The following is an 11,750-nucleotide window of genomic DNA, read 5'->3' on the forward strand; positions in this document are numbered from 1 at the left end:
GCAGGCACGCCTGCTCCCCGGATCCGTCAGAACTGATAGGTGTAGCCGACGCCAAGGGTGCGGCGCTGCGCGGGGGCGCCATAGGCCACCGGGTCGCTGTAGAAACCATAGGTGTCATAGGTCTGGTTCAGCAGGTTGTCGGCGTAGGCATAGACCTCGCCGAATCGGCTTTCCAGGCCGGCACGCAGGTCCAGTTTTTCGTAGTTGTCCAGGTTGAAATGGTTCTGCGGGTCCGCCGCCCGTTCGCCCACCAGGTGGTAGTTGAGGCTGGTGTTGAGGGTGGTTTCTCCGAGGCTGGCAAGGGTGCCCAGGGGGTGCTTCCAACTGGCGTTGAAATTGCCGCTCCAGCGCGGCACATCCGGTGTGCGGTTGCCGGCGTCGACGTCACCGGCCTGGATCCCCTGCACACCGCTGGTGATCCTGGCGTCGAGGTAGGTGGCGCTGGCGGCCAGGGTCAAGCCATGGTCGAAGCGCCAGCTGCCTTCGAACTCGGCACCTCGGGTCCGGGTGTCGGCGTTGAAGGCGTTGGTGGCGAAGGTCGCGGCGTCGTAGCCCAGCAGGTGGTCATCCTTGACCCGGGTGTAGAACACGGCGCCACTGAGGCTGCCACGGCGGTCGGCGGTTTCACTCTTGATCCCCAGTTCAACGGCGTTGCTGACGGCGGCCCGGTACGGCTCGCTGTCGCTGACCTGGGAGGCATAGTCATTGAAACCACCGGATTTATAGCCCCGTGCCCCTTGCACGTAGACGTTGGTCTGCGGGGTGAGGGCGTAGCTCAGGGCGACGCGGCCGGTGCCGTAGTGATCGGTCAATCGGCGCGAGTCGTCGACCGCGTCGCTGCCCGCGAAATACTGGCCGTTGTAGGTCTTGCGATCCCAGGAGTGACGGTAGCCGGTGGTCAGCTTCAGGCGCTCGCTCAAGGGTAAGGTCACCTCGCCGTAGCCGGCATAGGTGGTGGTGCTGAAGTCGCGGAACTTGGCGCCCGAGGTGCCGTAGGTGTTGCGCGGGGTGTCATAACTGCGCTCGTTGCGCGTGGCGGCAAGGCCGGTGACCCAGAACACCTCGGAATCGGGCAGGGAGCTCAAGTGCAGATCCTGGCTCCAGCTGCGCTCGAAGGATTTGTCCACCACCCAGAACTCATTGGGCGTGCCGTACAGGGCGCCCATGAGTTTGCTGTCGTAGGCGATCAGGCCTTCGAAGTTCGCGGTGGAAGTGGCGGTGGTGGAGGTCAGGCGGCTGTTGGCGAAGTCATGGTCGAGTTTTATCGCGTAGCGTTCGGTGGTCTTGAAGTTGTCGTCGAACAGGCCCGGGGTCAGGTCCAGGCTCGGGTCGCTGCCGTAGGGGCGCAGCACCAGAGAGTTGGTGGCGCGCCTGGTTTTCTGCCGTTCGGCGCTGAACAGTACGTGGGTGTCAGGGTCGAGGTCCCACAGCAGGCTGCCCCGGTAGGCCTCGTTGCGTGGCTTGGTCAGGGGGTGGTTGGTCTGGTCGTTGTCGATCCAGCTGTCGTAGCCTGCGCGGCGTACCGCCAGCCGTCCACTGAGGCTGTCACTGAGGGCCCCGCCCACCGCGCCCTCGGTGAGGAACTGGCCTTCCTGGCCCACTTCACCGCGCACATAACCTTGCAGCTCGCGGCTGGGCTGGCGGGTGGTGATATTCACCGCGCCCGCCTGGCCAAGGGCGCCAGACAAGGTGCCCTGCGGACCCTTGAGCACTTCGATGCGCTCGACATCCAGAGTCTCGAAACCCAGGCTGCGGGACGATACCGGCACCCCATCGATGTTGAAGGCTACCGAACTGTCATCCATGGACATCTGGTACAGCGAGCCGACACCGCGAATCAGCACGTTGAAATCATTCGGCCCGCCGGACGAGTTGACGCTGACCCCGGAGGTGTTGCGCAGGGCGCTCTCCAGGGTGTCGAGGCGCTGGGTGCGCAGCTGTTCGCCGCTGATCACGCTGAGGCTGATGGGCACGTCCTTGGGGTCCTCCTGCTCCATGCGCGCGGTCACGGTCGAGGCCGGCAACTGCAGGGTGTCCCGGGCCGTCTCGGCCAGGGCGCCATGACTCAAGGTGCAACTGATGGCTATTGTTATAGTGTAACGTGTGTAGGGTGGTCGACGGCTGGCGGTCGAGGGGCGTGGTGCAGACATGATGGGGCCTTGGCTGGGTTTTTGGGCGATGCGCATCGCGGCGTGCGACGGCGGCTAAGGGAGCAACTGCAACGCCGTGAATGCTAGTGATTATCAATTGCGCCTCTCTACCCCAATGTGATCTGATTCGAGCCGTATCCGGTCAGCAAGGAGATTTATCGATGTCAGCTGTTCAGGAGGAGGGGCTTGAGTCCCTGCCCATCTCGCGGATTATTGCCAATGGCTATGGCGGGGAATTCGGCCCGGGCACCCAGTGCCGGGTCACCCGTGTGACCTTGCAGGGAGGGCTGGACATCGTGCGCTGGCAAAGCACCTTCGAGCAGCCGGTCGAACTGCCGCTGCATGACGACAGCGAGCGCATCCACTTCAGCTTCACCAACCTGCTCAGGGGCAAGGCCTCCTGCAGCTTCCTCGAAGGCAGGCGCCAGCGTCGATTCGCGATTGACGAGGGAGCGGGCAGCATCAGTTTCGGGCGCAGCCGCCAGGGCCTCTACCACCAGCACGGCGAGATCGACAACATCACGGTGATGATCCATCCCGAATTGCTGGCCCAGTGGGAAACCCAGATCGATCCGACCCTGCACAGCGCACTGGCGTGCGATCACTGTTTCCTGGACGGCCACCGCAGCGGCGAAATGAGCGCCACCGCGCAACTGCTCTGCGACGCCATGGACCCCGGTGCTGGCCTGGCCCCGGGCCCGCCGCGCAGCAGCCTGTGGCTGTATGGCCAGAGCGTAACCCTGGTCAGCCTGTTCCTGGAGGCACGGCGCAACCCGGGCTGTATCTGCCGCATCAGCCACATCGACCGGCAACGACTGCTGCGCGCCCGGGAGCGGCTGCTCCAGGACCTGGGCAAGGCGCCCAGCCTGTCCGAGCTGGCGCGGGAGTCGGGAATGAGCCAGCCCAAGCTGACCCGAGGCTTTCGCCAACTGTTCTGCAACAGCGTGTACGGCGTGTTCCAGCAAGCGCGGATGATTCAGGCCCGCAGTCGGCTACTGGAGGGTGATGAGTCGGTGATGCGGGTTGCCTCGGACCTGGGCTACGCCAACGCCAGCCATTTCGCCACGGCGTTTCGCAAACAGTTCGGCATCAATCCATCGCTGCTCAAGCACGGCGGCAAAAGCCGGCTCATCGGTGCCGATCCGCTGAGCCAGGACCTTCAGTGCCAGATCTTCAGTGAGGGTTCAGGCTCAGCGTAGCCGAGGGCCCAGCATGCTCTGCGCAGCCCCTGAGCGACGCCATCACTTCGCCAACAGATTGGCCAGCAGGCGGGCCGCGCCCGGCACGCCTGCCGGCAGTTGGCGGAAGAACGACAGCGGCGCGTAGATGAAGCGGCCCCGGCCCACCTGCGCGCTGATCAGTGCGCCACTCAGTTCCTGTTCGCCACGGTCGTGCATGCCCAGCAGACGTTGATAGCGCGGGTCGATGTCGCTGGCGAAGTACAGCCCGCGTTCCTGCACCCAGCCATCGAAGTCGTGCTCGGTGATGGGGTTGGGGTGGTTCAGCAACGGATGCTCCGGCAGCAGCAGGCGTACCGCGGCGTCCTCTTCGGTGACCCGGTCGCGGGTGATCGTGAAGGGGTAGGGCCCCAGCGGTTCGGCAGGCAGGGGCGCCAGCGTGTTGTATTGCACCAGCAGCACGCCGCCTTGTTCGACGTACTGCAGCAGTTGGGTGCGCGCCGCGGCGAGCGCCGGGTTGACGTTGTAGGCCCGGACCCCGGTGACGATGGCGTCGTACTCGGCAAGGGATTGCCGGGTGAGGGTCTCGGCCTTCAGTTCATCGACCTGATAGCCCAGTTGCCGCAACATCTGCGGCAGGCGGTCGCCGGCACCGGCCAGGTAGCCGATGCGTTCACCGCCGCGCTTGAGGTCGAATTTGACCAGGGTCGCGGTGGCTGGGGGGAACCAGTCAAACGCCGGGATATGCCCGTAGTCGATGGTTGCCAGGGCCTTGTCCAGCACCTGGCCGTCGACCCTGGCCTGAAAGCGCAGCTCGCCGTTCTGCGGGTGAGCCTCGGGTTCGAGGTCGAAGCCCAGGGTCAGTTCGTCGTCCTTGCGCCGCAGGCTGAACGGCTGCTGCTCGGGGGTGATGCGCCAGCCGGCCGGGGCCTGCGGTTGCAGCACGCCATTGAGTCCGTCGGCGAAAGCGTGCACCCGGACTTCGATCCGCCGGCTGTGATCATCACCAAACAGGTAGGCCGTGCTCGACGGGGTCAGTGTCAGCGGCGGTGTGAACTGCACTGGGCGATAGACCTCGCCACGGATCGGATCGACGTGCTTGAACTGGATCTCGCGCTGCACCTCAAGCACCTGCCCGGCGATGGCCAGCTGGGTGCCGACCTGCAGGCTGTGGGCCGAGCCGCTCAGCCGCAGCGGCTGGTCAATCTGCAATGGACGGTGCTCGCCAGCACTGAGCACTGACACCTCGACCGCGCTGCGCAGGAGGATTTCGGTGCGCACAGGAATGGCGCTGCCGGCCGGGAAGCGTGGCGCATCGGCCGTGGTTTCCAGCCACACGCCCGCCGCTGCCAGCAGCAGCGTCTGCACGTCTTGCAGCTTGCGCTCGCGCCACACGCCGGCGGGTAACCCCAGCAGTTGCCTGTGCAGTTGGGCCAGCCCCGGCACGGACCTGGCCGGTGCGGCACTGTCGTATTCGCGTTGCAGACGCTCGACCTGCCGGGCGATGGCCTGGGTCTGGGGCAGGCGGCTCCAGGTGCTGTCCACGCCGTCGAACAGGTCCTGTCGCGCGGCTTGGCCGTCGAGCAGGGCAAAGGATTCCATCAGTCGACCACGCTGTGCGGCGCTGCCGAAGCCCTGGCTCTTGTGGTGGTTGCGACTCAGGGCGGCTATTTCGCCATAGCTCAGGCCGAGCCTGGGGTTGAAGCCGCCGATGTCGACCTGCAATTGGCCGGGTTCGGTGGTGTCGCCGCTGCCCAGAAATGACTTCCAGGTGTTCCACAGCAGGCGCTTGGCTTGCCAGGGCTGAACCTCGCTCAACTGCTGGGGAAAACGGCGTGGGTCGGCCGCCGCGCGAAAGGCCTCCTGGGCCAGCAGCGAAGACGCCTGGTGATGACCGTGGCCGGCGCGGCTGTCACCGGGGAAGCGGGTGATGATGACGTCGGGCTGGAATTTGCGAATGGCCCAGACCAGATCGCCCAGGGTCTGTTCCTGGCCCCAGGCGCGCAGGGTTTCTGCCGAAGTCTTGCTGAAGCCGAAGTCCCTGGCCTGGCCGAACAGTTGCTCGGCGCCATCTTCCTGGCGAGCTTCGAGCAACTCCCGGGAGCGGATCAGGCCCAGGCCATTGCCCTGCTCGTTACCCAGCAGGTTTTGCCCGCCATCGCCACGGGTCAGCGACAGGTAGGCGGTGCGGTAGTGCCGCTGCTGAGCCAGCCAGGCGAGCAGTTGGGTGTTCTCATCATCGGGGTGAGCGGCGATGTACAGTACGCTGCCCAGGACCGCCAGGCGATCCAGGCCCTGGCCGATCCGACCGGCATCCAGTACCTGGGGTTGGGCCTGGGCCAGGCTGCTGGCGAGCAGCCCGGCGCAGAGCAGGGCGCCTATCCGTGTCACCCGGGGCCAAGGCTTGATCGGGGCGCGCATCAGAACGCGTAGCTCAGGTTGGTGTAGTAGAACGCGCCCTGATGACCTTCCGGCGACACCGTGGAGTACTTGGCAATGCCGTAGGGGCCGCTGCCGGTGGCGTCCAGTTTGTCGGGGTGGCTGTCGAACAGGTTCTGCGCACCGACCGCCACCCGCAGCCCTGCGGCAAAGCGATAGCTCAGGTCGAGGTCGCTGATCCATTGCGCGGAGAAGGTCTGGTCGGTGCTGGCGGTGGTGCCACGGGTGGTGTACTCGCCGTAGCGGCGCTGGTTGAAGTTGGCTTCGAAGCCGTTGAAGGCGTAGTGCAGGCCCCAGATCAACTTGTTCTCCGGCACGTTGTCTTCCAGCACGCCGATGGCGGTGCGGCCCATGATCCGGCTCGAGGCGAAGCGCCCCACATCCCGTGCGTTGGTGACTTCGGTCTCGGTATGGGCAAAGCCCGCGCTCAGGTCCAGGGTGCCTCGGGGCAGGGTGAGGCGGTACTTGCCCCCCAGCTCCAGGCCCTTGGTGCGGGTGTCGAGGACGTTGGTGAAGAAGGTCGCGCTGTTGACGCCGGTGATGCCTGCCGCCGCCAGGGCCGCCACCACGTCCGCGCCGGTCAGGTTTTCGGAAGGGGTGATGCGGTCGTTGATATCGATGCGATAGGCATCCAGGGTGATGCTGGCCTCGGGCAGCGGGCGCAGCACCAGGCCGACGGAGATGTTCTTCGACTGTTCCGGCTTCAGCGCCTTGCCGCCCAGGGCCGCGGCGATCGGGCCGTCGGCCCGCAGCGTGCGCTGCAACACCGAGTCGTACACCGCGCCGGTCTGCACGATCTGGATGCCGGAGGCCTGATACCCGGCCTGCACCAGGGAGGGCGCGCGGTAGCCGGTGCTCAGGCTGCCGCGTAGCGCGACCTTGGGCGTGAAGTCATAACGCAGGGACAGCTTGCCGTTGGTGGTGTCGCCGAAGTCCGAATAGTGCTCGGAGCGCAGGGCCACCCCGGCGTTGAATTTCTCGGTGACCTGGGCCTCGACATCGACATAGCCGCCGAACACATTGCGCGACAGGCGGCCGGCGTCCACCGGGGTGATCCCGGAGCTGGCGGGGGTGTAGAAGCCGCCCGCCGGGTGCGGGTACCAGCGGTTTTCCGAGGCGGCGGCTTCACCGGCCTGCAACTCGTATTGTTCCCAGCGATAGGCCAGGCCGCTGGATAGGGTCAGCGGGCCGTGCAGGCCATCGACCTCGAAGTCCTTGACCCAGTCCAGCCCCAGATTGGCCTGGGAGTTGATGCGGCTGCCGGTGTCGAAACGGGTCGGCGAGGTGGGGCCCCAACTGGCATTCAGGGTGTCGTAGTAGGTGGAGTCGACTTCGTTGCGCCCGTAGTTGGCCGAGAGGTCGAACTTGCCCAGGCCCGGGTCCTCGAAGCGCAGGCCGGTGGTGGCGGCGTAGTCTTCGAGGCGATAGCGGGTCACCGGCCAGTAGCCGTTGGGGTAGACCGCGGCAATGTTGCGCCGATCTCCCGGCAGCACCAGCGAGGCTTCGGCGTCGCTGTTCTTGTGCGACCAGGTGGCGAAGCCGTAGGCACTCAGGCGCTCACTCAGGGAGGCCTCGCTGTTGAGCAGCAGGTTGTACTGGTCGGACACCTTGCCGACGCCGAAGCGCCAGTCACGCAAGGGGTTGCTGGCCGGCACCCGATTGTCCGGGTTGGTGTCGTTGGCCGGGTCCGACTCACCGGCATCGAAACTCACCGTCAGGAAGCCATCCCCCGGCAGCGCGAAACCCTTCCAGCCACTGAGCTTGCGCGACAGCCCATCGCCCTTTTTGTATTCACCCAGGCGATAGCCCAGCTTGCCGCCCTGGTCCGCGCCCTTGAGCACGATATTGATCACCCCGGCGATGGCGTCCGAGCCGTACTGAGCCGAGGCGCCGTCACGCAGCACTTCCACCCGCTCGATGGCATCCAGCGGGAACAGGCTGATGTCCACCGGCACGCCGCCCTTGGCCGCGTAGTTCTGCCGGGTCACCGTCGAACCCGTGTGCCGGCGCTTGCCGTTGACCAGCACCAGCACCTGGTCGGAACCCAGGCCCCGCAGTGACACCCCCGGCGGCACCTCCTGGGCGAAGGCGCCGTTGACGTTCTGCGGGAAGCTGAACGAGGGCAACAGGCTGGCCAGCGCCTGGCCCAGGTTGGCGGCACCGGAGTCTTGCAACTGGGCAGCGGAAATCACATCCACCGGTGCCGAACTCTGCAGCGCCGTCACATCGCTGCGGCGGGTGCCGATCACCACCACGCTGTCGAGCTGCTCGTCTTCGACGCGGGGTTCACGGCTGTCCTGGGCGAAAGCCAGCGAGGACGGGTTAAGGGCGGCGAGTGCAACGGCACCGGCTAAAACATTGGACTTGAACAAGGCGCTGATCCTGCATGAAGAAGGGAAGGTATCGGCGCTAGAGCAAGGGCGGTGCCAAGGCATTCGGAGGGCGGCGGCGAGGCGCGGAATGCGCGCCAGGAAAGCCTTGTGAAACAACCCACTACGGACGCTTTTTTTTCACGCACCAGGGCGAGAAAAACAACCAAGGCCCCCGTCGCAGAGGGCTCGCTGCTGCGTGGCAGGCACTATGCCAGCAACGCATCTGCAGCCGGGACGCTGACGTTCCGGGCCGTGAGCTTGGACAGGTCGGGGGTGATGTTCTGGGGGTGTGGTTGGGCGCTGCCCAGCAGGCCGGTGAGCACCAGCAGCAGGGCGAACAGCAATGAGACCAGCCAAGGGGTGAAGCGCAGTGCGTATGCCATGGGGGAGATCCTGACCGTTACCAGAGAGAGGGTTTGCCTCCACCTGGCAGGGGTCGGTCAGGAGCGAACTTAAGCGGCTGGCCAAGCCGTGTGAAATCATTTTTTGATCTAAGTCGCGTAGTAAACAACCTAGCCCGCCCGGAGCAGCGCGCCGGTCAGGCCCACGCCTCAGGGTGTCGGCGACACCAGGGTGCGCTCACCCGACATCGACAGCTCGTAGATGCTCAGGGTGTAGCCGTCGGCGAGCACGGTTTCGATGAGGTAGGTCTGCAACGGCTTGGGCGTGAAGATCTGAACCGGCGGCTGCTTGCTGGCGCCCAGGGGGATCGGGATGCCGTTGAAGACGAAGGTGGATTCCTTGACCTTGGCCCGGACCTTGATCGGCTGGCCGGCGCTGACCAACTGGTCGATCACATCGGTCCCGGGGGCCATGCGCCGCAGGTAGGCGGGGATTTTCTTGAGGTAGGTGGCATCGAACACCGGCTCGCCGGCCACGATCATGAGGTCGTTCGGCACTTGCGGACTGCTGAAGTAGAACGTGACCGGGTTGTTGCCTCCGCCGCCGACATGGCGGTACGTCAGGCTGGCGTGCTGGTCGTCCGGGACCAGGGTCACATGGGGCGCGGGGGGCGGCTTGACCGCCTTGGCCGTCGGAGCGCGGTGGGAGCAGGCGCTGATCAGCAGGGCGGCGGCGATGGCGGTGGACAGCGTCAGTGCTTTGTTCACGGGTATTCCTTAATAAAACTCACCGCCCTACGACTGCCAGTCCGTCTTTAGGTTCAAGGGACCGTGGCCTGCTGGGCAGATGAGGCCGTTGGCGCCCAAGCGACGATGCACGGCCGAAGGTGTCGTCCTGTGCCAGGCCTGACGCAGGTGTAGCGGCCGATGCGACACCTGTCGCACCCGGACGCAAGCCCTGGTCCGGGCTGCACGCCTTGCCCCGTGGGGCTTGCAGGGGATTGTCCGAAGGCTGGCATGGCGGTTGCTCTTCTCTAGTCGCGCAGCGCAATGGCTTCGCTACTAATAAGAATCAGGAGTCTCCCCCCATGACACAGATTGGCCTCGCCGTGCCTCCCTCTTTGCCGACCGCGCCCCTTGGCGTTCCATTCAAGACCCTGTTTATCGCCCTGGCCCTGGCCTTGGGTGGTGCGCCGGCCTGGGCCCAGGACCTGCCGGCCAATGTCGATGGCCCGCGGATTATCGCCGCCGACAAGGAGCCCGGTAACTGGATGAGCACCGGGCGCACCTACGACGAACAGCGCTACAGCCCGCTGAATAAGATCAGCGACCAGAACGTCGGCAAGCTGGGCCTGGCCTGGAGCTACAAGCTCGACCTGGATCGCGGGGTCGAGGCCACGCCCATTGTGGTTGACGGCGTGATGTACACCACCGGGCCGTTTTCGGTGGTCTATGCCCTGGACGCGCGCGACGGCAAGCTGCTGTGGAAGTACGACCCCAAGTCCGACCGCAACCGCGCGGGCGAGGCTTGCTGCGATGCGGTCAACCGCGGCGTGGCGGTGTGGAAGGGCAAGGTCTATGTCGGGGTGCTCGACGGTCGCCTGGAGGCCATCGACGCCAAGACCGGGCAGCGCGCCTGGTCGGTGGACACCCGCGCCGACCACAAGCGCAGCTACACCATCACCGGCGCGCCACGGGTGGTCAACGGCAAGGTGGTGATCGGCAACGGCGGCGCCGAGTTCGGCGTGCGCGGCTATGTCACTGCCTACGACGCCGAAACCGGCAAGCAGGCCTGGCGCTTCTTCACCGTGCCGGGGGACCCCAAGCTGCCACCGGAAGACAAGGCCATGGAAATTGCCGCCAAGACCTGGCACGGCGATGCTTTCGTCGAGCAGGGCGGGGGCGGCACCGCCTGGGATTCCTTCGCCTTCGACCCCGAGTTGAACCTGCTGTACATCGGCGTGGGCAACGGCTCGATGTGGGACCCGAAATGGCGCAGCCAGGCCAAGGGCGACAACCTGTTCCTGTCCTCCATCGTCGCGGTCAACGCCGACACCGGCGAGTACGCCTGGCACTACCAGACCACCCCGGGCGACGCCTGGGACTACACCGCGACCCAGCACATGATCCTCGCCGAGCTGCCGATTGATGGCAAACCGCGCAAGGTGCTGATGCAGGCGCCGAAGAACGGCTTCTTCTACGTGATCGACCGCGCCACTGGCGAGCTGCTGTCGGCCAAGGGCATCGTGCCCCAGAGCTGGACCAAGGGCATGGACATGAAGACCGGCCGGCCGATCCTCGATGAGGAGAACGCCGCCTACTGGAAGAACGGCAAGCGCAACCTGGTGACCCCGGCGTTTTGGGGCGCCCACGACTGGCAGCCGATGTCCTACAACCCCAACACCGGGCTGGTGTACATCCCGGCGCACATCATGTCCGCCTACTACGAGCACATCCCCGAGGCGCCCAAGCGCAACCCGTTCAAGAGCATGTACCAACTGGGCCTGCGCACCGGGATGATGCCGGAGAGCGCCGAAGGCCTGCTGGAAATGGCCAAGGGCTGGTCCGGCAAGCTGATCGCCTGGGACCCGGTGAAGCAGAAGGCGGCCTGGGAAGTGCCCTACGTCACCATCTTCAACGGCGGCACCCTGAGCACTGCCGGCAACCTGGTGTTCGAGGGCAGCGCCGATGGCCGGGTGATCGCCTACGCGGCCGACAGCGGCAACAAGCTCTGGGAGCAGCCGGCCGCCAGCGGAGTGATGGCGGCGCCCATTACCTACAGCGTCGACGGTGAGCAATACGTGACCTTCATGGCTGGCTGGGGTGGCGCCTTCTCGACCTTTGCCGGGGCCTTGTCGCTGCGGGCCGGGGTCCAGCCGTTTTCCCAGGTGCTGACCTACAAGCTGGGGGGCACCGCCACGCTCAACGAACCGGCACCGCCCGCCGACACGCCGAAACCACCGCCCTTGAGCCGTGACACCGCCGCCATCGACGCCGGCGCCAAGCTGTATGACGGCTACTGCTCGCAGTGCCACGGCATCCATGCGGTCAGCGGCGGCGTGTTGCCGGACCTGCGCAAGCTGACGCCGGAAAAACACCAGATGTTCCTCGGCATCCTTTTCGGCGGCCGGGTCCCCGATGGCATGCCGTCCTTTGCCGACGCCTTTACCCCGCAACAGGTGGACCAGATCCATCAGTACCTGATCAAGCGCAGCCACGACCTGCAACAGGAAGGCGGCATCTGGAAAACCTTCAGCACTCAGTAACGAC

Annotated in this window: 7 protein-coding genes; 2 read left to right on the forward strand and 5 right to left on the reverse strand. The window is 65.7% G+C overall.

Annotated elements, in window-relative coordinates; translation table 11 throughout:
- Positions 1 to 26: 26 nt before the first annotated feature.
- Complete coding sequence (locus tag MF4836_RS02210; RefSeq protein ID WP_238596114.1) at positions 27 to 2,069, reverse strand: TonB-dependent receptor; 2,043 nt, start codon at positions 2,067 to 2,069, stop codon at positions 27 to 29.
- A 242-nt stretch (positions 2,070 to 2,311) separates the two neighbouring features.
- Between MF4836_RS02210 and MF4836_RS02215 the strand changes: the two genes are divergently transcribed.
- On the forward strand, positions 2,312 to 3,349 hold the full coding sequence (locus tag MF4836_RS02215; RefSeq protein ID WP_078468895.1) for a helix-turn-helix transcriptional regulator: 1,038 nt from the start codon (positions 2,312 to 2,314) through the stop codon (positions 3,347 to 3,349).
- Positions 3,350 to 3,391: 42 nt separating this feature from the next.
- Here the strand turns inward: MF4836_RS02215 and MF4836_RS02220 are convergent, their stop codons facing one another.
- The 4 genes from MF4836_RS02220 to MF4836_RS02230 all read right to left on the reverse strand — a co-directional run bounded on the left by MF4836_RS02220 (position 3,392) and on the right by MF4836_RS02230 (position 9,248).
- Positions 3,392 to 5,749 carry a PIG-L family deacetylase gene (locus MF4836_RS02220; RefSeq protein ID WP_078468896.1) on the reverse strand — a complete coding sequence of 786 codons (2,358 nt, stop codon included), beginning with the start codon at positions 5,747 to 5,749 and terminating at the stop codon, positions 3,392 to 3,394.
- Positions 5,749 to 8,139 (reverse strand): TonB-dependent receptor plug domain-containing protein, encoded by a 2,391-nt coding sequence (locus tag MF4836_RS02225; RefSeq protein ID WP_078468897.1) that lies wholly within the window; start codon positions 8,137 to 8,139, stop codon positions 5,749 to 5,751. The genes MF4836_RS02220 and MF4836_RS02225 overlap by 1 nt, the downstream gene beginning before the upstream one ends.
- A gap of 206 nt (positions 8,140 to 8,345) precedes the next feature.
- Positions 8,346 to 8,522: a hypothetical protein gene (locus MF4836_RS35330; RefSeq protein ID WP_161955726.1), complete on the reverse strand. Its 177-nt coding sequence runs from the start codon at positions 8,520 to 8,522 to the stop codon at positions 8,346 to 8,348.
- A gap of 168 nt (positions 8,523 to 8,690) precedes the next feature.
- On the reverse strand, positions 8,691 to 9,248 hold the full coding sequence (locus MF4836_RS02230) for a hypothetical protein (protein ID WP_078468898.1): 558 nt from the start codon (positions 9,246 to 9,248) through the stop codon (positions 8,691 to 8,693).
- A 320-nt stretch (positions 9,249 to 9,568) separates the two neighbouring features.
- Here MF4836_RS02230 and MF4836_RS02235 point away from each other — a divergent pair, with 320 nt between their 5' ends.
- Positions 9,569 to 11,746 (forward strand): PQQ-dependent dehydrogenase, methanol/ethanol family, encoded by a 2,178-nt coding sequence (locus MF4836_RS02235; RefSeq protein WP_078468899.1) that lies wholly within the window; start codon positions 9,569 to 9,571, stop codon positions 11,744 to 11,746.
- Positions 11,747 to 11,750 lie beyond the last annotated feature (4 nt).

This window comes from Pseudomonas sp. MF4836, assembly GCF_002018875.1.
GTDB lineage: Bacteria > Pseudomonadota > Gammaproteobacteria > Pseudomonadales > Pseudomonadaceae > Aquipseudomonas.